This is a genomic window from Novosphingobium cyanobacteriorum (genome assembly GCF_029436685.1).
In the GTDB taxonomy this organism is placed as follows: Bacteria; Pseudomonadota; Alphaproteobacteria; order Sphingomonadales; family Sphingomonadaceae; genus Novosphingobium; species Novosphingobium cyanobacteriorum.
Genome location: NZ_JAROCY010000014.1, coordinates 1 through 26084 on the forward strand (window position 1 = coordinate 1; position 26084 = coordinate 26084).

25 protein-coding genes and 1 pseudogene are annotated in these 26084 nt (G+C 66.0%); 12 read left to right on the top strand and 14 right to left on the bottom strand.

The window, feature by feature from the left end; genetic code table 11:
- The 6 genes and pseudogenes from POM99_RS14555 to POM99_RS14580 all read left to right on the top strand — a co-directional run.
- Window positions 1-181 (top strand): annotated as a pseudogene (locus POM99_RS14555) (hypothetical protein); the annotation flags it as partial.
- A gap of 39 nt (window positions 182-220) precedes the next feature.
- On the top strand, window positions 221-406 hold the full coding sequence (gene pufA, locus POM99_RS14560; RefSeq protein WP_277279088.1) for a light-harvesting antenna LH1, alpha subunit: 186 nt from the start codon (window positions 221-223) through the stop codon (window positions 404-406).
- A 104-nt stretch (window positions 407-510) separates the two neighbouring features.
- Entirely contained in the window at window positions 511-1335 is an 825-nt protein-coding gene (pufL, locus tag POM99_RS14565; RefSeq protein WP_277279090.1) for a photosynthetic reaction center subunit L, read from the top strand.
- A 14-nt stretch (window positions 1336-1349) separates the two neighbouring features.
- Complete coding sequence (pufM, locus tag POM99_RS14570; protein WP_277279092.1) at window positions 1350-2324, top strand: photosynthetic reaction center subunit M; 975 nt, start codon at window positions 1350-1352, stop codon at window positions 2322-2324.
- A complete protein-coding gene (pufC, locus tag POM99_RS14575) occupies window positions 2321-3436 on the top strand; it encodes a photosynthetic reaction center cytochrome PufC (RefSeq protein WP_277279094.1) in 1116 nt (371 codons plus the stop codon). Before pufM ends, pufC begins: the two co-directional genes overlap by 4 nt.
- A gap of 259 nt (window positions 3437-3695) precedes the next feature.
- Window positions 3696-4220 carry a c-type cytochrome gene (locus POM99_RS14580; protein ID WP_277279096.1) on the top strand — a complete coding sequence of 175 codons (525 nt, stop codon included), beginning with the start codon at window positions 3696-3698 and terminating at the stop codon, window positions 4218-4220.
- A 96-nt stretch (window positions 4221-4316) separates the two neighbouring features.
- Here the strand turns inward: POM99_RS14580 and hemA are convergent, their stop codons facing one another.
- From hemA to bchF, 14 genes are read right to left on the bottom strand one after another with little or no spacing between them, the layout of a single operon-like run.
- Complete coding sequence (gene hemA / locus POM99_RS14585; protein ID WP_277279098.1) at window positions 4317-5537, bottom strand: 5-aminolevulinate synthase; 1221 nt, start codon at window positions 5535-5537, stop codon at window positions 4317-4319.
- A gap of 32 nt (window positions 5538-5569) precedes the next feature.
- The gene (puhE, locus tag POM99_RS14590) at window positions 5570-6349 is read right to left on the bottom strand and encodes a putative photosynthetic complex assembly protein PuhE (RefSeq protein WP_277279100.1); all 780 of its coding nucleotides are present in this window, start codon (window positions 6347-6349) and stop codon (window positions 5570-5572) included.
- Window positions 6343-7434 carry a magnesium-protoporphyrin IX monomethyl ester (oxidative) cyclase gene (acsF, locus tag POM99_RS14595; protein WP_277279102.1) on the bottom strand — a complete coding sequence of 364 codons (1092 nt, stop codon included), beginning with the start codon at window positions 7432-7434 and terminating at the stop codon, window positions 6343-6345. Before acsF ends, puhE begins: the two co-directional genes overlap by 7 nt.
- A complete protein-coding gene (locus POM99_RS14600) occupies window positions 7431-7721 on the bottom strand; it encodes an O2-dependent cyclase accessory protein (protein WP_277279104.1) in 291 nt (96 codons plus the stop codon). The genes acsF and POM99_RS14600 overlap by 4 nt, the downstream gene beginning before the upstream one ends.
- Window positions 7718-8215, bottom strand: a complete 498-nt coding sequence (gene puhC, locus POM99_RS14605) for a photosynthetic complex assembly protein PuhC (protein WP_277279106.1) — start codon at window positions 8213-8215, stop codon at window positions 7718-7720. The genes POM99_RS14600 and puhC overlap by 4 nt, the downstream gene beginning before the upstream one ends.
- Entirely contained in the window at window positions 8212-8835 is a 624-nt protein-coding gene (gene puhB / locus POM99_RS14610) for a photosynthetic complex putative assembly protein PuhB (protein WP_277279108.1), read from the bottom strand. The genes puhC and puhB overlap by 4 nt, the downstream gene beginning before the upstream one ends.
- Window positions 8832-9605, bottom strand: a complete 774-nt coding sequence (gene puhA, locus POM99_RS14615; RefSeq protein ID WP_277279110.1) for a photosynthetic reaction center subunit H — start codon at window positions 9603-9605, stop codon at window positions 8832-8834. The genes puhB and puhA overlap by 4 nt, the downstream gene beginning before the upstream one ends.
- Before the next feature lie 22 nt (window positions 9606-9627).
- The gene (locus POM99_RS14620; protein WP_277279112.1) at window positions 9628-11019 is read right to left on the bottom strand and encodes a BCD family MFS transporter; all 1392 of its coding nucleotides are present in this window, start codon (window positions 11017-11019) and stop codon (window positions 9628-9630) included.
- A gap of 44 nt (window positions 11020-11063) precedes the next feature.
- Window positions 11064-11765 (bottom strand): magnesium protoporphyrin IX methyltransferase, encoded by a 702-nt coding sequence (gene bchM / locus POM99_RS14625; RefSeq protein ID WP_277279114.1) that lies wholly within the window; start codon window positions 11763-11765, stop codon window positions 11064-11066.
- Entirely contained in the window at window positions 11765-12661 is an 897-nt protein-coding gene (gene bchL / locus POM99_RS14630; RefSeq protein WP_277279115.1) for a ferredoxin:protochlorophyllide reductase (ATP-dependent) iron-sulfur ATP-binding protein, read from the bottom strand. Before bchL ends, bchM begins: the two co-directional genes overlap by 1 nt.
- Window positions 12662-12671: 10 nt before the next feature.
- Window positions 12672-16211: a magnesium chelatase subunit H gene (gene bchH / locus POM99_RS14635; protein ID WP_277279117.1), complete on the bottom strand. Its 3540-nt coding sequence runs from the start codon at window positions 16209-16211 to the stop codon at window positions 12672-12674.
- Entirely contained in the window at window positions 16201-17733 is a 1533-nt protein-coding gene (gene bchB, locus POM99_RS14640; RefSeq protein WP_277279119.1) for a ferredoxin:protochlorophyllide reductase (ATP-dependent) subunit B, read from the bottom strand. The genes bchH and bchB overlap by 11 nt, the downstream gene beginning before the upstream one ends.
- Window positions 17734-17737: 4 nt before the next feature.
- Window positions 17738-19027: a ferredoxin:protochlorophyllide reductase (ATP-dependent) subunit N gene (locus POM99_RS14645; protein WP_277279339.1), complete on the bottom strand. Its 1290-nt coding sequence runs from the start codon at window positions 19025-19027 to the stop codon at window positions 17738-17740.
- A gap of 2 nt (window positions 19028-19029) precedes the next feature.
- Window positions 19030-19569: a 2-vinyl bacteriochlorophyllide hydratase gene (gene bchF, locus POM99_RS14650; protein ID WP_279644740.1), complete on the bottom strand. Its 540-nt coding sequence runs from the start codon at window positions 19567-19569 to the stop codon at window positions 19030-19032.
- A gap of 394 nt (window positions 19570-19963) precedes the next feature.
- Here bchF and POM99_RS14655 point away from each other — a divergent pair, with 394 nt between their 5' ends.
- Genes POM99_RS14655 through POM99_RS14680 form a run of 6 tightly spaced genes read left to right on the top strand, consistent with a single transcriptional unit; the run spans window position 19964 to window position 26083 of the window.
- Window positions 19964-20692, top strand: a complete 729-nt coding sequence (locus tag POM99_RS14655; RefSeq protein ID WP_277279121.1) for a cobalamin B12-binding domain-containing protein — start codon at window positions 19964-19966, stop codon at window positions 20690-20692.
- A 12-nt stretch (window positions 20693-20704) separates the two neighbouring features.
- Window positions 20705-22123, top strand: a complete 1419-nt coding sequence (gene ppsR, locus POM99_RS14660; protein WP_277279123.1) for a transcriptional regulator PpsR — start codon at window positions 20705-20707, stop codon at window positions 22121-22123.
- 57 nt (window positions 22124-22180) lie between these two features.
- The gene (chlG, locus tag POM99_RS14665; RefSeq protein ID WP_277279125.1) at window positions 22181-23083 is read left to right on the top strand and encodes a chlorophyll synthase ChlG; all 903 of its coding nucleotides are present in this window, start codon (window positions 22181-22183) and stop codon (window positions 23081-23083) included.
- Window positions 23083-24396 (top strand): BCD family MFS transporter, encoded by a 1314-nt coding sequence (locus POM99_RS14670; RefSeq protein WP_277279127.1) that lies wholly within the window; start codon window positions 23083-23085, stop codon window positions 24394-24396. The genes chlG and POM99_RS14670 overlap by 1 nt, the downstream gene beginning before the upstream one ends.
- On the top strand, window positions 24393-25607 hold the full coding sequence (locus tag POM99_RS14675; RefSeq protein ID WP_277279129.1) for a geranylgeranyl diphosphate reductase: 1215 nt from the start codon (window positions 24393-24395) through the stop codon (window positions 25605-25607). Before POM99_RS14670 ends, POM99_RS14675 begins: the two co-directional genes overlap by 4 nt.
- Window positions 25604-26083, top strand: coding sequence for a TspO/MBR family protein (locus POM99_RS14680; RefSeq protein WP_277279131.1), 480 nt, complete (start codon window positions 25604-25606; stop codon window positions 26081-26083). Before POM99_RS14675 ends, POM99_RS14680 begins: the two co-directional genes overlap by 4 nt.
- Window position 26084 lies beyond the last annotated feature (1 nt).

Consider the following 26084-nt stretch of genomic DNA (forward strand, 5'->3'; position numbering starts at 1 on the left):
CATGGTCGCGGACATGGAACTGACGTTCATCAAGGACCGGCAGCGCGCCGGGATCGAGGCGGCGCGCGCCGAAGGCGTCTACAAAGGCCGGAAGAAAAACATCGATGACGATGAAATCCGACGTGGAAGCCCTGGCTCTGAACCACCGCAACCCTCGTGGCGCCAGGCCGTGAAGGTCTGACGGGGCGGGGGCCATCAATCTTGCACAAGGATAATGCCCATGTGGAGGCTTTGGCTTATTTTCGATCCGCGCAGGACACTCGTTGCCCTGTTCGCTTTCCTGTTCGTGCTCGCACTGGTGATTCACTTCATCCTGCTCAGCACTGACACCTACAACTGGCTCGATGGTCCGAACTCGGCGCAAGGCATGGCGCATGCCGCTGCTGCCGCAAAGCCGGCAACCTGACGGCAGCCTGTGCGAGAGGCGGCGGCCTCACAACCGCCGCCTCCGGGGTTTTTTGAGCAACAGATCACAGATCCCGCCGTCTGGAGGCGGGGAGGGGCAGAGCCATGGCACTCCTTAGTTTCGAACGAAAATATCGCGTTCGCGGCGGCACCTTGATCGGCGGCGACCTGTTCGATTTCTGGGTGGGCCCGTTCTACGTCGGCTTCTTCGGCGTGGTGACGGCGATCTTCGCATCGCTCGGCACCGCCCTCATCTTCTACGCCGCCTCGCAGGGGCCGACGTGGAACCCGTGGCTGATATCGATCGCACCGCCCGACCTGAAATACGGGCTGGCGTTGGCGCCGCTGAAGGAAGGCGGATTCTGGCAGGTCATCACGATCTGCGCGCTGATCTCCTTCGTTTCTTGGGCGCTGCGCGAAGTGGAGATCTGCCGCAAGCTGGGCATGGGCTATCACGTGCCCTTCGCCTTCGGCATGGCGATCTTCGCCTATTTCACGCTGGTGGTCATCCGGCCGGTCCTGCTCGGTGCGTGGCATTTCGGCTTCCCCTACGGGATCTTCAGCCATCTCGATTGGGTGTCGAACACCGGGTACCAGTATCTGCATTTCCACTACAACCCGGCGCACATGCTGGCGGTGTCGTTCTTCTTCACCACCACCCTGGCGCTCGCGCTGCACGGCGCGCTGGTACTTTCGGCGGTCAACCCGCCCGAAGGGGGCGAGGTCAAGACGCCCGAGTACGAGGACACTTTCTTCCGCGACCTGATCGGATACTCGGTCGGCACCCTCGGCATCCACCGCGTCGGTCTGCTGCTGGCGCTGAACGCCGGGTTCTGGAGCGCGGTGTGCATCGTGATCAGCGGGCCGCTGTGGACCAAGGGCTGGCCCGAATGGTGGACCTGGTGGCTCAACCTGCCGATCTGGTCGTGAAGGAGCACTGAGCGATGGCGACCTATCAGAACATTTTCACACAGGTGCAGTTGCGTGGTGAGCCGGAGGCCGGGATCGACCTGCCCGAAGGCAGCGAACCGCGCATCGGCGCCGGCACCTTCAACCACTGGCTCGGCCTGATCGGCCACGCGCAGATCGGCCCCGTCTATCTCGGCTGGACCGGCGTTCTCTCGCTGATCCTCGGCTTCGTGGCGATCGAGATCATCGGGCTGAACATGCTCGCCTCGGTCAACTGGAACCCGATCCAGTTCGTCCGCCTGCTGCCCTGGCTCTCGCTCGAACCGCCGGGGCCGGAATACGGGTTCACCCCCTTCGTGCCACTCGCCAAAGGTGGATGGTGGATCCTTGCCGGCTTCAGCCTGACCTCTTCGGTCCTGCTGTGGTGGGTGCGTACCTATACCCGGGCCCGCGCGCTGGGCATGGGCACGCACGTGGCCTGGGCCTTCCTCAGTGCGATCTGGCTGTTTCTGGTGCTCGGCTTCATCCGTCCGTTCTTCATGGGCAGCTGGGCGGAAAGCGTGCCCTTCGGCATATTCCCGCACCTCGATTGGACCGCAGCCTTCTCGATCCGCTATGGCAACCTGTTCTACAACCCGTTCCACTGCTTCTCGATCGCTTTCCTTTATGGATCGACGCTCCTGTTCGCGATGCACGGGGCGACCATCCTCGCGGTCGGCCGCTATGGCGGTGAGCGCGAGATCGAGCAGATCACCGACCGTGGCACCGCATCGGAACGTGCGGCTCTTTTCTGGCGCTGGACCATGGGTTTCAACGCCACGATGGAATCGATCCACCGCTGGGCGTGGTGGTTCGCCGTGCTGACCACGCTGACCGGCGGCATCGGTATCCTTCTGACCGGTACCGTGGTCGACAACTGGTACCTGTGGGCACAGCAGCATGGCTATGCCCCGTCCTATCCCTCCACCGGGGTCGTCGATCCCGCCACCTTGGGGAGCGCAGGGAAATGAACAGGATAACCGCCATCGCCCTTGGGGCGATCGCCACCCTGGCGCTGGGCGCCTGCGAACTGGCTCCGAAGGTCACCAGCCAGAACGGCTATCGCGGCACGGGGGGAGACACCGTACAGCTGAAGAAGGTGGCCATGGCCAAGGACGAGGTTCCCGCGCCTCCCTATGATGCGCCATCCACCGAAGGTCCGCGCGCCAAGGAAACGTATCAGAACGTGCAGGTACTGGGCGACGAATCCGCCGAGCAGCTAAGCTATACGATGGCCGCGATCACGCAGTGGGTCTCGCCCGAACAGGGCTGCAACTACTGCCACAACCCGGCCAACATGGCATCCGACGAGCTCTATACAAAGGTCGTCGCGCGGCGGATGTTGCAGATGACGCGCAACATCAACCACAACTGGCAGAGCCACGTGGCGCAGACCGGCGTCACCTGCTGGACCTGCCATCGTGGCCAGCCGGTGCCGACCAACCACTGGACGATGCCAACGGACGCGCCCAAGGGCATCATCGGCAACCGCCACGGGCAGGACAACCCGGTTGCGGCGTCGGCCTATTCCTCCCTGCCCGAAGCCTCGCTCGCGCTCTATCTCACCGGCGATCCCAAGAAGGACCAGAACATCCGTGTGCAGTCCACCGACATGCATCCTTCGTCGGTGAACAAGACCAGCATCATGAGCACCGAAAACTCCTATGCGGTCATGGCGCACACCTCGCAGGCGCTGGGAGTGAACTGCACCTTCTGCCACAACACCCAGTCGTTCCAGAGCTGGTCCATCAGCACGCCACAGCGCGCCAAGGCCTGGTACGGCATCCGCATGGTGCGCGATACCAACGGGCAGTACATCAGCTCTCTGGCCGGGGTGTTCCCAGCCAACCGCAAGGGGCCGCTGGGCGATCCGTTCAAGGTCAGCTGCGCCACCTGCCATCAGGGGAAGAACAAGCCGATGGGCGGGTACAAGATGGCCAAGGACTATCACGCGCTGTGGGGCGATCCCGGCATGGCGCCGGTGCCCGCCGCAATGCCGACAGCCGGGCCAGCCCCGATGCCTGCAGCAACCACGCAACCGGTCGCCGTGGCCGCGCCGGCGAAGACGGCGAAGGCTGGCTGAAACGGCACAGAACAATTCCTATCCCCCGCACACGTGTGGGCATCTGGAGGGTTCGACGGTCCGCCGGCGAACCCTTCCTTTTTTGTCCGCCACGCAACCAGAAAGGAGGCTCCGGGTTCTGTTCTCCGATCCGCATGCTGCGGCCCCGCACGCCCGCAGAAATGGCCCCAAATGCCATGTTGCGCAGCATCAGGGACCGTGTTTTACTCGCGTGCCGTCATCCGTGACGCGCACCTTCCAGAGATAAAGGTGGATGCAAATGAGGCATAAGATTCAATATCTTGCACTTGGCGCCGCGACTCTTCTGCTTGCGTCCTGCGGCGGTGGCGGCAGTGCCGAGAAAACCGCTTCGGAGCAGGCGCCCGCCGCTGCCGAAACGACCACCGCTGCGGCGGCAACCCCGGCTGCGGCCACCAGCGCGGCTGCTCCCGCTGCCGACGCCACCGACACGCTCGACGGCACCACGCTCGCCTCGCTCACCGGCGATGCAGCGCACGGCAAGACGATCTTCACGCAGTGCCAGGCATGTCACTCGATCGAGGCCGGCAAGAACATGATCGGTCCGTCGCTGGCCGGCGTGGTCGGGCGCAAGGCCGGCAGCGAAGCCGGTTACAGCTACTCTGCCGCCAACAAGAACAGCGGCATCACCTGGACCGCGGAAAAGCTGTTCCAGTATCTGGAAAAGCCGATGCGCGTGGTCCCCGGCACCAAGATGACCTTCCCCGGCCTGCCCAAGGCGCAGGATCGTGCGGACGTGATCGCCTATCTCAAGGCGCCAGCCTGATTCCATCCACCTGCAGCCCGGTCGGGACCGGACCGGGCATGCAAAAGGGCTGCGAACCGATCGGCTCGCAGCCCTTTGCTTTTGCCGGTTACCGGATCAGGCGGCGGCCGAGCGCCGCGCCAGTTCGCATTGCGACCAGATGTCGCTCAGCGCCTCGATCAGCCGGTCGATATCGCCATCGCTGTGGACCGGTGACGGCGTGATGCGCAGCCGCTCGGTGCCCCTCGGGACCGTGGGATAGTTGATCGGCTGCACATAGATGCCGTGGTTGTCCATCAGCCAGTCGCTGATCCGCTTGCACTTCTTGGGGTCGCCCACCATCACCGGGATGATGTGGCTGGGGTTGTGCAGGTGGGGGATGCCCATTGCGTCCAGCCGGCGGCGCACCGTGGCCACGCGTTCCTTGTGCCGCGCCCGCTCGATCTCGCTGGCCTTCAGGTGGCGGATGCTCGCCGCAGCGCCCGCCGCCAGCGCCGGTGGCAGCGCGGTGGTGAAGATGAAGCCGCTGGCGAAAGTGCGCACGAAGTCGCACAGCGCTTCAGACGCAGCGATATAGCCGCCCATCACGCCAAAGGCCTTGCCCAGCGTACCCTCGATCACCGTGATCCGGTCCATCAGGCCTTCACGTTCGGCCACGCCGCCGCCGCGCGGGCCATAGAGGCCGACCGCGTGGACCTCGTCGATGTAGCTCATCGCGCCATGCGCTTCGCAAACATCAAGGATCTCGGCGATCGGTGCGATGTCGCCATCCATCGAATAGACGCTCTCAAACGCGACCAGCTTGGGCACATCGGGACCGTATTCCGCAAGCAACTCGTTCAGATGCGCGGGATCGTTGTGGCGCCATACGCGGCATGTGGCGCGCGAATGGCGGATGCCCTCGATCATCGATGCGTGGTTCAGCGCGTCGGAAAACACCACGCATCCGGGAATCTTCGCGGCCAGCGTACCAAGGCCTGCCCAGTTGGACACATAGCCGCTGGTGAACAGCAGGGCGCTTTCCTTGCCATGCAGATCGGCCAGTTCCTGTTCCAGCAGCACGTGGTGGTGGTTGGTGCCAGAAATGTTGCGGGTGCCGCCGGCTCCCGCGCCGCATTCGTCCAGCACCTCGTGCATCGCCTCCAGCACTTCAGGGTGCTGGCCCATGCCGAGGTAGTCGTTGGAGCACCACACTGTGATCGGGTGCGTGCGATCCTCGATATAGCGCGTGGCGTGGGGGAAGTTGCCACAGCGGCGCTCGATCTCGGTGAAGATGCGATAGCGGCCTTCCTCGCGGACCGAGTCCAGTTCCCCCTTGAAGTAGGTTTCGAAATCCATCGTCGTCGGTCCTCTCGTCCGTGTTCGTTTGTTTAGTTCGCAGGATGGCGCACGGGCAGCGCCCAGCCCCACAGGGCCCCGTCCCGAAAAGGTAGGGCCAGGAAAATGTGTTCGAGCGCACCCAGCGCGGCGAGCGCGAAGAGCAGGCTTGCGCCTGCGGCCTCGGCACTGCTCGCCGGGGCGGAGAGTGCGGCAGACCCCAGCCACCCGGCTAGCGCCAGACAGCCCGCAATCGCCGCAAACAGCTCAACGCCCAGCCGGGGCTTGCCGAAATAGCTCTTAAGGTAGCCAAGGTGCGGTGGCAGTATGTCGGTGCTCATGTTGGGTACGCCCAGGAAGATCGCGATCTTGGTGCTCAGCCGCATTGCAAAGAGCAGCGCGAACGCCATCGCACCCACTTGGTTGGGTGCATCATGGCTCATCCAGATCAGCCCCAGCGCACTCAGCGCCAGCGCCACTTCGTGCCAGGCCACCGCCGCCACCGCGTGGCAGAACCGCTGCCATCCGCTGGCGAGCGGCGGACAGGGTTCGCGCCGCGGGCCCGTCACAACGCCGGTCAGGAAGCTGATCTCGTGCCACGCCCACACCAGGATCGCCCCCGCCAGCGAGGCATAGACCCCCACCAGCGTGGCCGAGTGCATCGATACTGCCACCATGCCGATGCCGCAGATCGCCGCCACCGCTGCCAGCAGCAGGCTGCGCGGGAAGGTGCGGCGCTCGCGGTTGTCCAGCCACGCCACCAACCCGGTCGCGAAGAACCAGATCAGGATCGTCGCCACTACGGGCAGGACGTGGCCGGTCCAGCTCACCACGCAGGCTGCATCCGGACCGTGGCGGGTAGCTCGTTGCGGCGCGGCCGCATCAAATACATGCGTGCAAAGTTCGCACCCGCGCCCGCCATGCCGCTCATGCGCAAGAATGCGCCGCCGATGCCGCCCCGGCGCTTGCCTTCGTCGATCCGGCGGCTGGCGGCTAGCAGGCGGTCCATTGCCCGGCGAAAGCGTGGATCGTCGGTATCCAGTTCCACCGGAAACACCTGCCGGCTGATCTGGGTGCAGATCGTGAACACGCGAAAATCGTACTCGGTGGGGTTCAGCCCCAGCGCCTTATGGAACACCGGTCGCGCGTGGTCACGCACATACATGGTGGAGTACACCGCCAGCAGGAAGAACCGCACCCACAGCTTGTTCAGGCCGGTCAGCAACTTGGGGTCCGCGCGCAGCAGCAGGGCAAAGGCCTCGCCATGGCGGAACTCGTCGTTGCACCAGGATTCGAACCACTGGAAGATCGGGTGGAAGCGCAGCTCCGGGTGCGCCGCCAGCTGGCGGTAGATCGCGATATAGCGGGCATAGCCGATTTTCTCCGACAGGTAGACCGAGTAGAAGATGAATTTCGGCTTGAAGTAATGGTATTTCTTGGCCTTGGTCAGGAAACCCAGATCGATGCCAATGCCTTCGTCCTTCAGCGCCTCGTTGATGAATCCGGCGTGGCGACTCTCGTCGCGGGCCAACAGCTTGAACAGCAGCTTCATGTCCGGGTTCGTCGTCCGCCGCGCCATCTCGGCATAGAGGATGCAGCCTGAAAACTCCGAGGTCAGCGAACTGACCAGGAAGTCGATGAACTCGGCGCGCAGTTCCGGCTCCAGCCCAGCGATGATCCCGGCAAAGCTGCCCTCGCGCTTGAAGTGCTTCTTGTTCGGGTCGCTGACCATCTCGGCCATCAGCTCGTCCCACTCCTTGCGGACCAGTGAGACGTCGATCGAATCAAGCGCCTTGAAATCGGTGGTGTAGAAGCGCGGGCTCAGCACGGTTTCGTGTTGCACCATGGCGTGCACGTCGGGCTTTTCAGTAGTGGCCGGCGCGGCGTCGGACCGCTCGATCACGGTATGGGCGTTCATCTCAGGCTCCCAGGATTGAAGCTGACCTCATAGAGTTCGGTCAGGCCAAGGTAGGCGATCGCCCGTGTCCAAACGCGCAGCAGAAGCCCCGCGCGGACGACCGTGGCCGTCCGTTCGAACACGGCGTTTTCGCCAAAGGCCACGCGGATCGGGTCGCCATGCACGCGGACCCGGTCGCCGGGCCGGACGGCCAGGTTGCCCTCCAGCTCGACATGCGCGTGGAAATGCGCCTCGCTCTGCTCCACTGCCAAGCGGCAGGGCACCTCGAAGGCGCGCGGGCGGATCATGCCTGATTTTCCTTGGCCGCGGTTCCATCAAGGAAGCGGGCAAAGGCGGCCCGGTTGGTTGCGCCGAAGGAGCCGAGCTCGATCGACCGGCCGGTCGCCGGGTCGCGCAGCGTGAGCGATCCATTCTCCCACTGCGTCAGTTCGAACGGCGCCGCTGGGCCGATGCCGTTCATTCGTCTTTCGCGGGCCATCCCGCGCATCACTCCGCGCACGAAGCCGCCGCCGTCGTTCTCGCCGATCAGCACGGCCAGCGTCGCGTCGTCGTCGGCATCGCGCACCACCACCGCGCCATCGGCACGGTCGATGAACACCAAGTTGCGCACTTCGGCGGCCACCACGCCGGTCTTCGCCCGCTCCACCGCCGGCACCGCCTCGCGGCTCAGCACGCCTGCGCGCACCAGCCCGGTCAGCGCCAGCGTCGTCGCCACCAGCGCGCCTGCCAGGATCAGCGCCGGGCGGGGAACGGTGTTCTCGTGCGAATGCGCGTGGCTCATGCCGCCACTCCCTGCAGCGCGCCTTCGATCGCCGGTCCGCTCGTGGTGGCGGCAACGGGCGCTTCATTAGGCACCACCGCAGCGCAGGCCCTCGCCAGCGCCTCGGCCAGCTTCGGCGCATCGGTCAGAGCGCGCAGCATCGGCTGCGGACGGGACACACGGAACGGGCGCGCGTGCGGCCACAGCATGGCATAGCCCAGCCGGTGCCGACCGATCAGGCTCAGCGCGATGTCTCCATGTCCGTTCGCGCCCTTGCGCAGGTCGGCCGATCCGATCAGCCCCAGCGGCAGGTTGATGCACTTGTTCAGCGCCACGCCGACGCGCAGAACCACTCGGCGGTTGGTCAGGGTATAGACCGTGGTCCGCGCCACCAGCACCGCGAACAGCGTCAGCAGCCCCTGCAGGATCATGCCTGCAACCACGATCGCCGCTGCGCCGAACAGGTTGCCGCCGGCGAGCGATAGCAGCGCCAGCCCGCCGAAATAGACCGCGAGCCAGCGCGTGAACAGCGCATCCCGGCGAAAGGCGCGCCAGTCGGGCGATGCCTGCCAGATGATGCGCTCGCCGGCGGGAAGGTCGCCCGGCAGGCCGCGCACCGGCTCGTGGTCGTATTCGGTCATACCAGCGGCTCCAACCGGTCGGCGTTGGCATAGAGATAGCCGGTGCCGAAATAGGCGACGATGCGCTCTTCCTCGTACCGGGTGATCTCGCCCGGGTTGGCGGGGAAAGGCGCGTTGAGGAAGTCGGCGGCGTTGATCGCGCTGATGATCACGCCGTCGCGCCGCACCACCGCCATCGGCATGGGGGCGAGCACGGTGCGCTCGCCAGTGTCCACGGCCAGGTAACGCACCATGTGCTCGGCGCGGTCGACCCACAGGTCCACCACCTTGCCCGCGCGCGCGCCGTCCGCACCATAGACAGGCAGGCCGCGCGGATCGGTGCTGCCGCCCGCAACGCTGATCTCGGGCACCAGTCCCATCGGCACGATGCGCGGGTTTCCGTGGGCATCAAGGTCGGCAAACTTGGCGCGGTTGGCATAGGAGCCCGGCCCGACGCCTGCGGCAAAGACATCGCCGACCGGGGAATAGGGGGCCCCGCCAAAGTTCTCGCGGCGTTCTGCCATGATGTCCACCGCCTCGCGGTTGTCGGTGCCTGCCATCGGAACGCTGACCGTGCCCTTGCCGAACGGCAGGATGAAGGTCTTGGGGCTGGCGGCGGACAGCGGCCCACCTTCGCTCAGCAGGCGGCCGGTCAGCGCGTCTTCCAGCGGATAGCCCTCGCGCCGGTCCTCGCGTCGCAACCAGAAGACCAGGCAGACGAAGAACAGGATGAACGATATCATCGCCAGTTGCGCGGCATCCACGGTGCCGACGATATTGCCGTGGTTCATGGCAGTTTTCCTTCCCGTCTGTTCATGTCGGAAACTCGGTCAGGCCGAAGCGATGCGCCCCGGCAGCAGCAAGCGTGGGTGTCGATCCCGAAAGGCGGCCCACCAGCGGGCCGATCAGCACCAGCGTGGCCAGAAGCAGGCAGATCTCGATGGTGTAGATTGCGCCATACCCGGTCGACCGGTGCGCCAGCGTCAGGCCCAGCCCGTCGGAAACGGCAAAGCCCGAAACCACATCGCGCAGTACGCCGCCGAAACCGATTGCCAGGCCTGCCGCGGTGGTCTGGATCGCGCCCCATGCGCCCAGCGCCAGCCCGGCGGTGTCGCTGTCAGCCAAGTTCATCGATGCGGTCAGCGTGCCCACGGAAAACAGCCCAGCGCCGGCGCCGATGGCCAAGGCGCCCAGCGCCAACGCTACCGGGCTCTGCAGTGGCGCGGCAAAGATCACCAGCAGGAATGCCGCGATCCCCACCACCACGCCATATCCGGCAATGCGCAGGCTGTCCGTGCCGCGGCCCAGCCACCGGCCTGAAAGCGCAAAGCCGCCCAGCGCGCCCAGCGCCCATGCACCGGAAAGGCCGGTCGTCGCCCCCACGGACAGGCGCAGAATCTCCCCGCCATAGGGTTCCAGCAATGCATCCTGCATGGCAAAGGCCGCAGCGCCCAGGCCTACCGTCGCCAGCAGCCGCATCGTCAGCGGCTGGTCCGCAAACTGTCGCCATACCACCGCAAACGCCGGGCGCGGCGTCTCGGCGGAGGCAATGGCCGCGCTGCGCGCTTCCTGCTTCCACAGCGCCACGATGTTAAGCAAGAAAGTCAGCACCGCACAGGCCTGGACCACCTGCACCAGCCGTGTCGGGGTAAAGTTGGCCAGCAGCCCGCCGATGATCGTGGAGCAGGCCATCATTCCGGCCAGTAGCGACAGATAGAGCAGCGCCACTGCGCGCGGGCGGCGATCTTCAGGCACCAGGTCTCCGGCCAGCGCCAGCCCCGCCGTCTGCGTCGTGTGCATGCCCGTGCCGGCCAGCAGAAAAGCCAGCGCGCTCGCGCCCATGCCCACCGCGAACAGGTGCGGATCGCGCATTAGTAGCAGCGCGAATGGCATGATCGCCAGCCCGCCGAACTGCATCAGTGTACCGAACCAGATGAACGGCACCCGCCGCCAGCCCAGCACCGAACGGTGCACGTCGGACCGGTGGCCGATCACCGCCCGGAACGGCGCTACCAGCAGCGGGATCGCAATCATCAGCGACACCAGCCATGCTGGAATAGCCAGTTCCACGATCATCACGCGGTTCAACGTGCCGTTCAGCAGCACCGTCACCATGCCCACGCTCACCTGGAACAGCGACAGGCGTAGCAGACGCGACAGCGGAATCTCGGCGCTCGCGGCATCGGCAAAGGGCAGCCAGGTCATGGCGACCCGGCTCCATTTGCTGGACAAAGGCGCGCGCGCGGCCTTCACCGGCGCACCAGTTCCATGCCGTGCGAAATGTAGAACCCGCTGGAGATCCGCCCGCTGCGGCTTACGCGCCACCCGCTTAGCCGCGCCAGCCGCTCGCGCAGCGCATTCTCGGCAATTGGCACGATCGCAGGCGAACGGTTTGAACGCGGAAATGCCTTGCCCACTGCGTGCATTGCGCCAAGCAGACGGGTATGCGGGGCAAAGGTGAACACCAGTGATCCGGTGCAGCGCTGGGTCAGCGTTTCCAGCGCCCAGACCATGTGGTCCAGATCGTAGTGGATCAGCGAATCCATTGCCACGACATGGTCGAACGTTCCACCCGGAGGGGCCAGCATGTCGCCCACGTGCCAGTCGATCCGCCCGTGACCCAAGAACGATGGCGCGCGTTGCTGCGCAATATCCACCAGCCCGCCTGCAACATCGATGGCGGTCACCATTGCGCCGCGGCAGGCCGCCTCAACGCTGAGGCTGCCGGTGCCGCACCCGGCGTCGAGCACGTCGCACCGGCGCAGGTCCTCGGGTAGCCAGCCCAGCAGTTGCGCGCGCATCGCGTCGCGTCCGGCGCGCACCGTTGCACGGATGCCGCTGACCTTGGCGTTTGACGTCAGATCGATCCACGCCTTGCGCGCAGTGCCGTCGAAATACTGGGCCAGCCGCTCGCGCTGCAGATCATAGGGGGAGGGTGCCTGTGTCGCCATCATTCGTACCCCAGAAAATCGAAGATATCGCGATCCTTCATCGGCGATGCCTCGATCGGGTCCACCCCATCCCACAGCATCTGTGCCAGTCGCAGGTACTCCTGCTGTGCCGTGATCACCTCGGGTGTCGGGTCCATCTCGAAAAGCGTGCACTTCTTCAGACGGCTGCGGCGGATCGCATCAAGGTCGCGGAAATGGGCTAGTCGCTTCATGCCGATCGCCGCGCTGAACCGGTCGATCTCGTCCGTCGCGGCTGATCGGTTGGCGATCACGCCGGCCAGCCGCACGTTGTAGTTCTTCGCCTTGGCGCCGATCGCCGCCACGATGCGATTCATTGCAAAAATCGAATCGAAATCGTTGGCTGCCACCACCAGCGCGCGCTCGGCGTGCTGCAGCGGTGCGGCAAAGCCCCCGCACACGACATCGCCCAGCACGTCGAAGATCACCACGTCGGTGTCGTCCAGCAGGTGGTGTTGCTTCAACAGCTTCACCGTCTGCCCCACCACGTATCCGCCACAGCCGGTTCCCGCGGGCGGGCCGCCTGCTTCAACGCACATAACTCCGTTGTAGCCTTCGAACATATAGTCCTCGGGCCGCAGTTCCTCCGAATGGAACTCAACGCTTTCCAGCACGTCGATCACCGTGGGCATCAGCTTCTTGGTCAGCGTGAAGGTGGAATCGTGCTTGGGATCGCACCCGATCTGCAGCACCCGGTGCCCAAGTTTCGAAAACGCGGCGGAAAGGTTTGACGACGTGGTCGATTTGCCGATCCCGCCCTTGCCGTAGACGGCAAAGACCTTGGCCGTGCCGATCCGGTCGCGCGGGTCCAGGCTCACTTGCACCGAACCTTCGCCATCGGGCTGGCTGAAACGCGCGCGGGGGTCGATCAGGTTCATGCGATTATCCTCATTCCGCCGCGAACACGCCTTCCAGGCGGTCCTCCAGCTCGTCACTGGCCACGCGCAGCGCCTCCAGCGTTTGCTCGTCCGGTTCCCATAGCCGCCGTTCGCAGGCTTCCAGCAGGCGATTGACCACCCGTGCAGAGCTGTTGGGATTCAGCTTCGAAAGCCGCTCGCGCATCTGCGGATCGAGCACGAAGGTCTCGCTGATCCGCTGGTACACCCAAGGCGCCACCTGCCCGGTCGTGGCTGACCAGCCGACGGTGTTGGTCACGTGCTGCTCGATGTTGCGCACACCTTCGAAGCCGTGCTTCAGCATGCCTTCGAACCACTTGGGGTTCAGGGTGCGGGTGCGCGTTTCCAGGTCGATCTGCTCGGCCAGCGTGCGCACCTTTGATGCGCCCTGCGTCGCGTCGACGATGTAGACCGGCGCCTCGGACCCCTTGGCCCGCGCGATCGAACGGCTCACCCCGCCCAACCCATCGACATACTGGTCAAGGTCGGTGATGCCGACTTCCACGCTCTCCAGGTTCTGGTAGACGAAATCGACACCTTTCAGCGCGCTGCGCAGCAGTTCGCGCTGCGCCACCGGCGCGCCCTTCACGCCATAGGCATAGCCCTTGCGCGTCTCGAAGGCGTTGGCCAGCTCGTCGGGATCGGCCCACACGCCGCCTTCGATCAGCTGGTTCACGTTCGCGCCGTATGCGCCCTCGGCATTGGAGAACACGCGCAGCGCGGCGGTTTCCATGTCGCATTCGTGCGTCTGGCGGTGCTCCAGCGCGTGCTTGCGCACGAAGTTCATCTCCAGCGGCTCGTCCGCGGTAGCGGCAAGGTACGCCGCTTCGGCCAGCATGCGGGTCTGCAGTGGCAGCAGGTCGCGGAAAATGCCCGAAAGCGTCACCACCACGTCCACACGCGGCCGGCCAAGCTCGGCGAGGGGAACCAGTTCGGCCCCGGCCAACCGGCCATAGCCGTCGATGCGCGGGCGCGCGCCGATCAGTGTCATCACTTGGGCGATCTGTGCGCCCTCGCTCTTCATGTTGTCGGTGCCCCACAGCACCATGGCGAGGCTCTCGGGAAAGGTGTTGCCTGTCGCCACGTGCCGGGCCAGCAGTTGCTCGGCCTGTTGCCGGCCCAGTTCGCAGGCAAAGCGGCTGGGCAGGCGGAACGGGTCGAACCCATGGATGTTGCGCCCGGTCGGCAGCACCGCCGGGTTCGCCAGCACGTCGCCGCCCGGAGCTGGTTTCACATATCCGCCGTCCAGCGCATGGACCAGCGCGCCCAGTTCGTCGCAGGCATCCAGCGTAGCCTCGATCTCGCGGCGCGACCGTGTCGGGTCCGCCTTGGCCAGCGCGCCGACCATGTCCGCGCGCTCCTCGCCCACCAGCGGCTGCCCCAGCACGTGCAGGCCGTGCGGGATCAGCGCCTGCTCCATCTCGTACAGCTTGGGCGCCAGCGCGGCGATGTCGTCTACCGCAATGTCCAGCGCCTCGCACTGTTCGCGGATCAGCGCCTCCAGCCCCTCCCGCTCGGCCTCGTCGCCGCCGGTGCGCCAGCGATCCACGCTCGCTTTCAGGTCGGCCAGCCCGCGATAAAGCCCCGCCTGCGCCAGCGGCGGTGTCAGGTAGCTCACCAGCGTCGCGCCCGAACGCCGCTTGGCGAGAATGCCTTCGGACGGGTTGTTGGAGGCATAGAGATAGAAGTTCGGCAGGTCGCCGATCAGCCGCTCCGGCCAGCAATCGCCGGTGGGGCCCACCTGCTTGCCCGGCATGAATTCCAGCGCCCCGTGCGTGCCGAAATGCAGCACCGCGTCTGCGCCGAAATCCTTGCGGATATAGCTGTAGAACGCGGCAAAGGCATGCGTCGGGGCAAAGTCACCATCGAACAGCAGCCGCATCGGATCGCCCTCGTATCCGAAGCCCGGCTGCACGCCCACGAACACGTTGCCGAAATGCGCGCCCAGCACCTGGATGTGCGACCCGTCGGACTGTACCTTGCCCGGCGCGGGGCCCCACTGTGCCTCGATCTGCGCCAGATGCGGTTCGCGCCGGACATGATCGTCCGCGCTGATCCGCGCGGCCACGTTGGCGTCGGCGCCATAGCGCTTGGCATTGCCTTCGAGAATTGCGTCGCGCAGCGCTTCCACGCTTTCTGGCACGTCCACCGCGTATCCCTCGCCTGCCAGCCGCTGCAACGTGGCGTGCAGCGATTCAAACACCGCCAGGAATGCTGCCGATCCGGTCGCGCCTGAATTGGGCGGGAAGTTGAAGATGGTGATAGCCAGCCTGCGCTCCGCTCGCCGCTCACGGCGCAGCGCCACTAGCCGCTTTACTTTCGCTGACAGCGCCGCCGCGCGTTCCGGATCGCTGCACATCGCCCGCACTGGCCCGGTGGCGCTTTCGCGCCGCCCGCCGAACACGCTCGGCAGGATCGCGCCGTCCAGTTCGGGCAGCGAGACCATCATCGTCGATTCCAGCGGCAGCAGTCCGGTGCGGCGCTCGCGCCATTCGTCCAGCGTCTGGAACTCCACCGCATGCGCCGCTATGTATGGCACGTCCAGCCGCGCCAGGATTTCCACCGCTGCTTCCGAATCGTTGTAGGCCGGTCCGCCCACCAGCGAAAAGCCAGTGCAGTTGACCACCGCATCCACCACCGGCGCGCCGTCCTTGATAAAGAACTTCTCCATCGCGGGTCGCGCGTCGAGCCCGCTTGCAAAGGCGGGGATCACCCGCAGTCCGTCCGCCTCCATTGCGGCGATCAGCCCGTCGTAATGCGCGGCATCGTTGCCCAGCAGGTACGATCGCAGCATCAGGATGCCCACCGTCCCATTGGCACCGCCACCGGCTGGCAGCAGGCGCAGGCTTTCCGACATCTTCTGGTCGGTGCGGGGGTGGTAGACGCCCACTTCGGGATATTCGCGCGGCATCGCCGCCCCGGTCATGCCCCGCCGGGTCAGCCGTTCGCCAGCGGCATAGCGGTCGATAAGCGCGCGGACCATCGCCACCACGTTCTCGTCCGAACCCGCGAGCCAGTATTGCAGCGTCAGGAAATAGGCGCGCACATCCTGCGCCGCACCTGGGATGAAGCGCAGAATCTTGGGCAGGCGGCGTAGCATGCGCATCTGCCCCGCGCCCGAACTTGCGCCAGGCTTGCCCGATCCGCGCAGTTTCTTCAGCAGCGCCAGCGGCCCCTTCGCGGGTGCATCCATGCGATATGCGCCCATTCGCGTCAGCCGCATGACCTCGCCGGCGGACATCAGGCAGACCATCGCGTCGCACGCCTCGCGCCTGGCTTCAAGCGCGGGCATGATCGTGCGGATGTGGTCGTCCAGGAACAGCATCGTCACGATCACGATGTCAGCCCCGGCAATGGCCGCGCGGGTTTCGTCCAGTGCGTTGCCAGGCCGGTCCCAGTCGGTCGCGGCATGCAGGCTCACCGTGATGTTGGTTTCGCGCAGCCGTGCGTCGGCGCGTTCCACCCCTGCCTTCAGGTGGTTGTCCAGCGTCACGATGGCGACGCGCACGGGAGGGGTGGCACTACCGGGCATAGTGAGCCTTCGCGTCATAAAGCGTCGTGATGTCGATCTGCGTGCGACCCTGCATCGCAGCAAAGCCCTCGGTGTTGCGCCGGGCCTTGCCGCGCACGAAGAACGGCACCTTGCGCAGCTCGCGCTCGGCTTCCTCGGTCCACGGCACGGCGCCTTCGGGCGTCGACGCCTCGGCCACGGGTTCGGCCACCGCTTGGGCATGAAGGTGCGATGCGCCCGCTGAATCGGAAAACTCGAAGTCGTCGCGGAACATCGTCAACAGGTGTTCTTCCAGACCCATCACCAGCGGATGGACCCAGGTGTCGAAGATCACGTTGGCACCTTCGAAGCCCATCTGCGGGCTGTGTCGGGCGGGGAAGTCCTGCACATGCACCGGCGAGGAGATCACAGCGCAGGGAATGCCAAACCGCTTGGCGATGTGGCGCTCCATCTGCGTGCCCAGCACCAGCTCGGGTGATGCCGCACGGATCGCATCCTCGACCGCAAGGTGATCGTCGGTGATTAGCGGCTCCACGCCATACTGCGCCGCCGCGGCGCGCATCTCGCGCGCGAACTCACGATTGTAGCAACCCAGGCCGCAGATCGCGAAGCCGAGCTCTTCGGCCGCGATCCGGGCTGCGGCGATCGCATGCGTGGCATCGCCGAAGATGAACACGCGCTTGCCCGTCAGATATGTCGAATCGACCGACCGGCTCCACCAAGGCATGCGCGATTCCAGCGCATCCAGAGCGCTCCATGGGTCCACCGCGGCCAGTCCCGCAACTTCCTCGATGAACGCGCGTGTGGCGCCTACACCGATCGGCACGGTGCGAATTGCCGGCTGGCCCAGCGCTTGCTCAAGCCAGCGCGCCGCCTCGCCGCCGATCTCGGGATAGAGCACCACGTTGATGTCCGCCCGGCCCAGCGTGCGCAGGTCCGCAGGGCTCGCCTGCAGCGGGGCCACGCAGTTCACGTCGATGCCCATGGTCGCCAGCAATCTGGTCACTTCCACCACGTCGTCGCGGTGGCGGAAGCCCAGCGCGCAGGGTCCCAGCAGGTTCACCAGCGGCCGCCGCCCCTCGCGCGGGGCGGGCTTCAGGCTCTTGTCCGCCAGCTGGCGCACCATGCGATAGAACGTCTCCGCCGCGCCCCAGTTCTCCTTGCGCTGATAGCTCGGCAGCTCCAGCGCGATGACGGGGCAGGGCAGGTCCAGCGCCTCGGCCAGGCCCGCCGGATCGTCCTGGATCAGCTCGGCGGTGCACGATGCGCCCACCAGCAGCGCCTGCGGCTCGAACCGCACTGCCGCCTCGCGGATCGCGTCCTGCAGCAGCTCAGCAGTGTCCTTGCCCAGATCGCGCGCCTGGAACGTGGTGTATGTCACGGGCGGGCGGCGGTCGCGCCGCTCGATCATCGTGAACAGCAGGTCGGCATAGGTGTCACCCTGCGGCGCGTGCAGCACATAGTGCACGCCCTTCATCGCCGTCGCCACCCGCATGGCCCCCACGTGGGGCGGGCCTTCGTATGTCCAGACGGCAAGCTGCATGGCCCTATACCCTCAGCACGTCGCGCCGGCGCAGCGGCCGCGCGAACAGTTCGGCAAGGTCCCCGGCCTGCTCAAACCCGTGGATCGGGGAGAACACCAGCTCGATCGCCCACTTGGTCGAAAGGCCCTCGGCCTCCAGCGGGTTGGCCAGGCCCAGCCCGCATACGGTCAGGTCGGGCCGATCCGCCCGCACGCGGTCAAGCTGGCGGTCGAGGTGCTGGCCCTCGCTGATCCGCGTGCCCTGCGGCAGCAGCGGCAGCTCGCGCGCCATCAGCTCGCGGTGGAGATAGGGCGTGCCCACTTCCACCGGCACCATGTCCAGTTCGTTGGACAGGAACCGCGCCAGCGGTACTTCCAGCTGCGAATCCGGCAGGAAGGTGATGCGCTTGCCTCGCAGCCGCTCATGGCTGTGGGCGATGGCGCGCTTGGCCCGCTCGCGCCCCGGCGCCACCACGCGGTTGAAGTGCATGCGGTCCACGCCGAATGCTTCCGCCGCCGCGCGCAGCCAGTCGGTCGTGCCTTCTGCGCCAAACGGAAATAGCGCCTCAAGCCGCCGCGCGCCTCGGTCTTCCAGCGCCCGCGCTGTCTCGCCCAAGAACGGCTGCGCCAGCAGGAAGCGTGTGTTCGCCCCAACTGCGGGCAGGTCTGCCAGCCGCCGCGCGGGCAGGCAACGCACCGCATCGATTCCCAGTTCGCCGAACAGGCGCAGGAACTGGTCCTCCACGACATCCGGCAGCGCCCCTACGACCAGCAGCTGGAGCGCAGAACCCAACTCGGCAGGCGGCATTTCCGGTACCAGCGCGGCCAGACACGCATCCTCGCCCTCGGTAAAGGTTGTCTCGATCCCGCTGCCTGAATAGTTCAGCACCCGCGTGCGCCCGCCGAACCGGCTGTCCAGCCGCTGGGCTGCCTTGCTCAGGTCCAGCTTGATCACTTCGGATGGGCACGATCCCACCAGGAACAGCGTGCGGATCTCTGGCCTACGCTCCAGCAGCTGGTGCACGATCCGGTCCAGCTCGTCGTGGCAATCGGCCATTCCGGCCAGATCACGCTCCTCGATGATCGCGGTGGCGAAGCGCGGCTCGGCAAAGATCATCACTCCCGCCGCCGATTGCAGCAGGTGCGCGCACGTGCGTGATCCCACTACCAGAAAGAACGCATCCTGCATCTTGCGGTGCAGCCACACGATCCCGGTCAGCCCGCAGAACACCTCGCGCTGCCCACGCTCGCGCAGCACCACGGGGGGCGCAGGGTTGGCGCAGCCTGCATCCAGCGGGGCAAGGCGAGTTTCCACTGTCACGAGGCCACCGCCATCGCGCCATGGCCGCCCGCGCCCTCCAGCCGCGCCGTCCGCAGCTTCAGTAGAAACTGCCCGGCGTTGATCAGATAGGCGGCATAGCCCGCCAGCGCGACCAGCATGCGCTGTTCAAAACTGCCGATCTCACAGAACAGCATGGCGAGATATGCCGTGTGCAGCGCCAGCACCAGCATCGAGAACACGTCTTCCCAGAAGAATGAAGGGGCGAACAGCCATCGGCCGAACACCACCTTTTCCCAGATCGAACCGGTGACCATGATCGCATAGAGCGTCAGCGTCTTGGCCACGACCGAGAGATCCGCCGCCATTGTGCCAGTGTGGGTGAGCAGGCTGTGCAGCACCAAGGCCAGGCTGGTGAGGAAGACCACGAACTGAAACGGCGCAAGCAGGCCCTGCACCAAGGTCCAACGAGTCGCATCGCGCCGCTGGCGTTCCTCCGGGGTGTAAAGGGCACGCCCGGGACTGCGCCCGCGGCCATTGGCACTCCTGGTGCCAGCCCTGATCGCATCCCCTTGCATAGCCAGAAGCCCACTCCGTTTATCTTGGTGAGACTACGCCTCGGCACGAAAGTGTCAATCTGTCTGGACGACAAATAAAGATTACACTTCTGGGTTTGTCAGTTAGCCAAAAAGAGCGTACGCTGCCCTTCCCGAACAGAGTCGAAAGATCGATGCGGCGGTCCGGGCAAGGCGCGACCTGCGCCGAACCAGACCGGAGGGGTCTGCCATGGCTACTGTATTTGGTGCGGGCACGGCAAAGCGTACCGGTCGGGGAGGGGGAACTCCACGATCGAAAGGCGGGCGGGGTACTGCGCCGCCCCGGACAGGGACTGCGGCTTGGGATCCTGCCAGGGCGGGTTCGCCCGGTTCCCTCAATTCCCTAATCAACGAACAGATCATTCCCCGGCTGCTCATGGCGCACACCCACGGCGTCGCACGCGTCCCACTTGAAGGTTCTCTGCCGGTCGATCCAGCCGAAGCGGCGCAGTTCGCCTCGCTGCCCTTGCAGCTTGAGGCGGACGAGTTGTTGATCGTGGTCGAAGGCATCCTTTCCCGTGGCGTTTCGGTAGATTCCGTGTTTGTCGATCTGCTCGCGCCCGCTGCCCGCCGTCTGGGCCAGCATTGGGAAGATGACGACTGCGATTTCCTCGATGTCACCATGGGCCTTTGGCGCCTGCAGGAGGTCATGCGCGAGATCACCTTGCGCTTCCCGCCGCCGCGCAATGGGCCTGTTCTTTCCCGTTCGGCGCTGTTCGCACCGGCTCCGGGTGACAGCCACAGCCTCGGCGCGCTTATGGTGGAAGAGGTTTTCGCCCGGGCAGGCTGGCAAACGGAAGTCCTGCCAGAATGTAAGCGTAAGGAATTATTGCAAACTTTGGCTGATCGAACCTTTGATGTGGTCGGCTTGACCCTTAGTTGCGATTGTCCTAACGCAAGCCTCGCGGACCTGATTGCTGCCATGCGCAGCGTGTCGAAATCACCGGATCTCAAGATCCTCATTGGTGGAAGAATGGTGAACGCCAGACCCGAAGTCGTTGACGAAGTCGGTGCCGATGGCAGCGCCACCGATGCATGCGGCGCGCTGGTTCTGGCGGAACGTCTGGTGGCTGCGCCACTGCTGTCCAACAGGCCTGGCGCGTAGTCAGGCCAAACGATGTCCAACCGCCGGACCAGCATCGAAGGCAAATTGCCTTTCACCACGGCCACCCAGCATCTGGAAGGGCTGGGGGTGGACGTAGCGGCAAAGCTGGCCATGGTTGCGGGCGACATCGCCTTCGTGCTCAACGATACCGGCCGGATCGTCGATGTGGCGGCAGACCCGCGGGAATTTCCCGAAGTGTCCGGCTGGATCGGTCGCGAATGGCTTGATACCGTCTCGGTCGAAAGCAAGCCCAAGGTCATGGAAATGCTGGCCAGCGTCCGCAAGGGCGTGACCCAACATTGGCGGCAGGTCAATCTCGTCACCCTTGAAGGCGATGTGCCAGTTCGCTTCGTCGCCGTCAGCCTCGGCGCCGGTGGAGGTAGCATCGCTTTCGGACGCGACATGCGCGATGATGCCGCCCTTCAGCAGCGCCTGCTCCAGGCGCAGCAGTCGCTGGAACGCGATTACCTCCGCCTGCGCCAGCTTGAGGCGCGCTATCGCCTGCTGTTCGAGCAGTCGATCGAACCTGTGCTGATCATCGATGCCGATACCTACCGTATCCGTGAAGCGAATCAGGCTGCGCACCAGATTTTCCGCAGCCGCCCCGGCACGTTGCAGGGAGGCAAGTTCACTGCACTCTTCGCCAAGCCGGCGCGTGAGCAGGTGATCGCTTTCCTGGGCTCGGCCATGGTTTCGAACGGGCTCCAGCCGATGGAGGCCGAACCCGTTGACGGGGGTGACAAGATTCATCTTGCCGCCAGCGGTTTTCGCGAACGCGGGGGGCAGTTCCTGCTCGTGCGGCTGTCCAGCGCGCAGCGCGTTGCGCAGCAGAGCGCCAGCGTCACGGCGCGTGTGATCGAATCGATGCCTGACGCCTTCGTGTTGACCGACGCGCGCATGATCATCCGCGAAGCCAACGCTGCTTTCGTGGAACTGGTCGCCGCCGCCAGTGCCGACCAGCTGCGCGGGCAGCCACTGGGTGATTTTATCGGCCGCCCCGGCATCGATCTTGATCTTATTGACAGTCAGTTGGCCAAGCACGACAGCGCCCGCAACGTCACCACCGTTGTCGGCGCGCGCGATGGCTTCGAAGGCGAACCGGTGGAACTTTCCGCCGTCCGCACGGGCGACGAACAGGTCTGCTACGGTTTCGTCATCCGCCCGATCGGCCGCCGCCTGCGCGATCTGCCGCCCACCAGCGATTCGCCGCGCTCGGTCGAACAGCTGACCGAGCTTGTCGGGCGCATGTCGCTGCGCGATATCGTGCGCGAAAGCACCGACCTGATCGAGCGCCTGTGCATCGAAGCGGCGCTGGAATACACCTCCAACAATCGCGCCTCGGCCGCCGAAATCCTTGGGCTGAGCCGCCAGAGCCTCTATTCGAAGCTCCATCGCTATGGCTTGGGCAACATGGCTGACGCAGAAGATTGACACTTTATCTGTCAATTTGAATTGACGCGTTGCCCGGCTTGGACTTAGTCTCCGGCCATGGCGCGCTCGGCAGCCTTTCCTGCGATTTCGCCGCTTCCGGCGATCCGCGATGTCGTCACCCTGCTCAAGCCGATCACGTGGTTTCCCCCGATGTGGGCGCTGCTCTGCGGCGTCGTGTCCTCGGACGTCTCGCCGCTCTCGCGCTGGTCGTTTCTTATCGCGGGGGTTGCTCTCACTGGGCCGTTGGTCTGCGGCACCAGCCAGGCGGTGAACGACTGGTTTGATCGCCACGTCGATGCGATCAACGAACCGCACCGGCCGATCCCCTCGGGCCGCATCGCCGGCCGCTGGGGCCTTGCCATTGCCATCGGCTGGACCGCGCTGTCCCTGCTTGTCGCGACACTCACCGGACCGTGGGTGCTCGCCGCCACCGTGCTCGGCCTTGCCTGCGCCTGGGCCTACAGCGCGCCGCCCTTCCGCTTCAAGACCAGCGGCTGGATCGGCCCGGCCGTCGTCGCCTTCACCTATGAAGGGCTCAGCTGGTTCACCGGCGCCGCGGTCATGGCCGGCGCGCTCCCCGCGCTGTCCGTCATCGCAATCCTGTGCCTCTACAGCATCGGCGCGCATGGCATCATGACGCTCAACGATTTCAAGGCGGTAACGGGCGATCGCCTCACCGGCCTGCGCTCGCTGCCGGTGGTGCTGGGCGAACGCCGCGCCGCCCTGCTCGCCAGCGCGATCATGGCCACGCCGCAAGCCGTGGTGATCATGCTGATGGTCCATTGGGGCCACCTCATTTCCGCCGTCGCGGTCGCGGTGCTGCTCGCCGCGCAGCTCGCGCTGATGCCCCGGCTGGTGTCCGATCCGGCGCGCCATGCGCCTTGGTACAACGCTACCGGCGTCTCGCTCTATGTCCTTGGCATGATGGCCGCCTCGCTCGGTCTTGGAGGATACCTGTGATGCAGCGCGGTTTCGGCTGGTGGTCCATCCTTCGGCTCGGCGCGGTTCAGGCCGCCATTGGCGCGATCACCATGCTCGCCACTTCACTGCTCAACCGGCTGATGGTGCTGGAATATGGCCTTGCTGCGGGCATTCCCGCCGGTCTCGTCGCCTGGCACTATGGCGTGCAGCTTTCGCGTCCGCTGTGGGGCCATGGGTCCGACATCGGCCGCCGCCGCACCCCATGGATACTGGCCGGCATGGTCACGCTGGGGCTGGGGGCATTACTGGCCGTGCGCGGTGTCACCCTGCTTGACGAAATGCATGTGCAGGGCATCGCGCTCTCCGTGCTCGCCTTCACCCTTATCGGCGCAGGCGTCGGAGCGGCGGGAACCTCTGTGCTGGCCCTGCTCGCCACTGGCGTCGCACCTGAACGGCGTGCGGCGGCGGCTGCAGTCACCTGGATCATGATGGTTTTCGGCATCGTCGTGGCAGCCGGAACCGCCGGTGCCTTGCTCGATCCCTATTCGGAACAGCGCCTTGCCGCCGTCGCCTCGGGCGTGGTGGGCGTGGCGGTGCTCGTCACGCTGCTTGCCACCTTCCGTCTGGAAGGCAGGGCCGCGCCCGGCCGGTTCAGAGCCGGCTCCTCCCCTCCACCCTCGCTGCGTGAGGCGCTGACCGAAATCTTCGCCGACGACGAGGCGCGCCGCTTCACCCTATTCATCTTCGTCTCGATGCTGGCCTACAGCATGCAGGACCTGATCCTCGAACCCTTTACGGGCCTCGTTTTCGCGATGACGCCGGGCCAGTCGACCAGCCTTTCCAGCCTGCAGAACAGCGGCGTCCTGATCGGCATGATCGTCACCGGCATCGGGGGCAGCGCCTTTCGAGGCCGCCTGCCCATCGAACTTCGCACCTGGACCATGCTCGGTTGCCTCGGCTCTGCCGCCGCGCTGGCCGGTCTCGTGCTGGCGGCGCGGGTCGGCCCCGGCTGGCCGCTCGCCGCGAACATCGCGCTGCTCGGCCTGTTCAACGGTGCCTTTGCCGTTTCCGCCATTGGTTCGATGATGGGGCTCGCTGGCGTGGGCCGCCGCAATGGGGAAGGGGTGCGCATGGGCGTCTGGGGCACGGCACAGGCCATCGCCTTCGGCCTCGGCGGCCTGCTCGGCGCGCTCGGCGTCGATTTCACCCGCGCTGCCTTGGGCCGCCCCGGCACAGCCTTCGCACTGATCTTCGCGATCGAGGCCGGCCTGTTCCTGTTTTCCGCCATGCTGGCCATGCGTACCCGCGCCACGCCCACACCTTCCATCGCCCTGAGGTCTGCCGGCATATGACCCAACACGCTGAATTCGATGTTGTCGTCATCGGCGGCGGCCCCTCGGGCGCCACTGCCGCGTGGGACCTTGCCCGCGCAGGACGCTCGGTCCTGCTGCTCGATCGCGCCGGGCGGATCAAGCCCTGCGGCGGTGCAGTCCCGCCGCGCCTGCTCGAAGAGTTCGAAGTGCCGCAATCGCTGCTCGTCGCCCGCGCCCGCGCCGCGCGCATGGTCGCACCCTCGAACCGGGCGGTGGACATGCCGGTGGGCGATGTCGGCTACGTCGGCATGGTCGATCGCGACGTGTTCGATGAATGGCTTCGCGCCCGCGCCGCCGCTGCCGGGGCCGAGCGCCGCACCGGCACCTATGAACGGATCGAACGTGACTCCGCTGCCGGCGCCGTGGTCTGCTACAGCACCGAGCGCGGCGGCGCGCTGCACCGCGTGCGCGCCCGTCTGGTCATCGGCGCGGATGGCGCCCGCTCCGGCGTCGCGCGTGAAAACGTGCCCGGCGCGGAACGCAACCCCTGCGTCTTCGCCTACCACGAAGTTGTCCGCGCCCCCGCCACCACGCCGCAGGGCTTCGATGGCGCGCGCTGCGATGTGCTCTACCAGGGCCGGCTGTCGCCCGATTTCTACGGCTGGGTCTTCCCCCACGGAGAAACCGCCAGCATCGGCGTCGGCTCCGCGCACAAGGGCTTCTCGCTGCGCGGCGCAGTGCAGACGATGCGCCGCGACCTTGGCCTCGGCACCTGCGAAACCATCCGCCGCGAAGGCGCGCCGATCCCGCTCAAGCCCCTGCGCCGCTGGGAAAACGGCCGCGACGTGCTCCTGGTCGGAGACGCCGCCGGTGTCGTCGCCCCCGCCTCGGGTGAAGGCATCTACTATGCCATGGCCTGTGGCCGCATCGCCGCGCAAAGCGCGCAGGCCTTCCTCGCCAGCGGCAATCCCGCCGCCCTACGCCAGGCCCGCCGCGCATTTCTGCGCGCACATGGCCGTGTCTTCTGGATCCTCGGGATCATGCAGTATTTCTGGTATTCGAGCGACAAGCGTCGTGAACGTTTCGTCGCCATGTGTGCTGATCGTGACGTGCAGCAGCTCACCTGGCAGGCCTACATGAACAAGCGTCTGGTGCGGAAGCGTCCGATGGCGCACCTGCGCATCTTCCTCAAGGACTGCGCCCACCTTCTCGGCGTGCCCCGCCCCACGGTGGAAGGCCCTGCGGCATGAGCCGCCCGTGGACCATGCCCGTCGGCATCGCCATCATGGCGGCGCTGATCGTTGCGCTGCTGGGTGGCACGATCACTGATCTCGGCCCCTGGTACGAAAGCCTGCACAAGCCCGCCTTCACCCCGCCGCGCCCGGTCTTCCCCATCGCATGGACCACCATCTTCGCGCTCGCCGCGTGCGCCGGGGTCACTGCCTGGCGCGCCGCGCGCGATTGCCGCACGTCCGACACGCTGATCGGCCTCTTCGCGCTCAACGGCTTCCTTAACGTGCTGTGGAGCCTGCTGTTCTTCCGGCTGCAGCGGCCGGACTGGGCCTTTGCCGAACTGCTGATGCTGTGGGTCTCCATCGCCACGCTGATCGTCTATTGCCTGCGCCTCTCACGCACCGCTTCGGCCCTGCTGCTGCCCTATCTCGCCTGGGTCAGCGTCGCCGGCATGCTCAACTGGCAGGTCGTCCAGCTCAACGGCCCCTTCTGAA

Bases quoted from the DNA above. Each gene is read 5' to 3' on its own strand.
- pufA (WP_277279088.1), top strand. From the start codon at position 221: ATGTGGAGGCTTTGGCTTATTTTCGATCCGCGCAGGACACTCGTTGCC.
- pufL (WP_277279090.1), top strand. From the start codon at position 511: ATGGCACTCCTTAGTTTCGAACGAAAATATCGCGTTCGCGGCGGCACC.
- pufM (WP_277279092.1), top strand. From the start codon at position 1,350: ATGGCGACCTATCAGAACATTTTCACACAGGTGCAGTTGCGTGGTGAG.
- pufC (WP_277279094.1), top strand. From the start codon at position 2,321: ATGAACAGGATAACCGCCATCGCCCTTGGGGCGATCGCCACCCTGGCG.
- POM99_RS14580 (WP_277279096.1), top strand. From the start codon at position 3,696: ATGAGGCATAAGATTCAATATCTTGCACTTGGCGCCGCGACTCTTCTG.
- hemA (WP_277279098.1), bottom strand. From the start codon at position 5,537: ATGGATTTCGAAACCTACTTCAAGGGGGAACTGGACTCGGTCCGCGAG.
- acsF (WP_277279102.1), bottom strand. From the start codon at position 7,434: ATGAACGCCCATACCGTGATCGAGCGGTCCGACGCCGCGCCGGCCACT.
- POM99_RS14600 (WP_277279104.1), bottom strand. From the start codon at position 7,721: ATGATCCGCCCGCGCGCCTTCGAGGTGCCCTGCCGCTTGGCAGTGGAG.
- puhC (WP_277279106.1), bottom strand. From the start codon at position 8,215: ATGAGCCACGCGCATTCGCACGAGAACACCGTTCCCCGCCCGGCGCTG.
- puhB (WP_277279108.1), bottom strand. From the start codon at position 8,835: ATGACCGAATACGACCACGAGCCGGTGCGCGGCCTGCCGGGCGACCTT.
- puhA (WP_277279110.1), bottom strand. From the start codon at position 9,605: ATGAACCACGGCAATATCGTCGGCACCGTGGATGCCGCGCAACTGGCG.
- POM99_RS14620 (WP_277279112.1), bottom strand. From the start codon at position 11,019: ATGACCTGGCTGCCCTTTGCCGATGCCGCGAGCGCCGAGATTCCGCTG.
- bchM (WP_277279114.1), bottom strand. From the start codon at position 11,765: ATGGCGACACAGGCACCCTCCCCCTATGATCTGCAGCGCGAGCGGCTG.
- bchL (WP_277279115.1), bottom strand. From the start codon at position 12,661: ATGAACCTGATCGACCCCCGCGCGCGTTTCAGCCAGCCCGATGGCGAA.
- bchH (WP_277279117.1), bottom strand. From the start codon at position 16,211: ATGCCCGGTAGTGCCACCCCTCCCGTGCGCGTCGCCATCGTGACGCTG.
- bchB (WP_277279119.1), bottom strand. From the start codon at position 17,733: ATGCAGCTTGCCGTCTGGACATACGAAGGCCCGCCCCACGTGGGGGCC.
- bchF (WP_279644740.1), bottom strand. From the start codon at position 19,569: ATGCAAGGGGATGCGATCAGGGCTGGCACCAGGAGTGCCAATGGCCGC.
- POM99_RS14655 (WP_277279121.1), top strand. From the start codon at position 19,964: ATGGCGCACACCCACGGCGTCGCACGCGTCCCACTTGAAGGTTCTCTG.
- ppsR (WP_277279123.1), top strand. From the start codon at position 20,705: ATGTCCAACCGCCGGACCAGCATCGAAGGCAAATTGCCTTTCACCACG.
- chlG (WP_277279125.1), top strand. From the start codon at position 22,181: ATGGCGCGCTCGGCAGCCTTTCCTGCGATTTCGCCGCTTCCGGCGATC.
- POM99_RS14670 (WP_277279127.1), top strand. From the start codon at position 23,083: ATGCAGCGCGGTTTCGGCTGGTGGTCCATCCTTCGGCTCGGCGCGGTT.
- POM99_RS14675 (WP_277279129.1), top strand. From the start codon at position 24,393: ATGACCCAACACGCTGAATTCGATGTTGTCGTCATCGGCGGCGGCCCC.
- POM99_RS14680 (WP_277279131.1), top strand. From the start codon at position 25,604: ATGAGCCGCCCGTGGACCATGCCCGTCGGCATCGCCATCATGGCGGCG.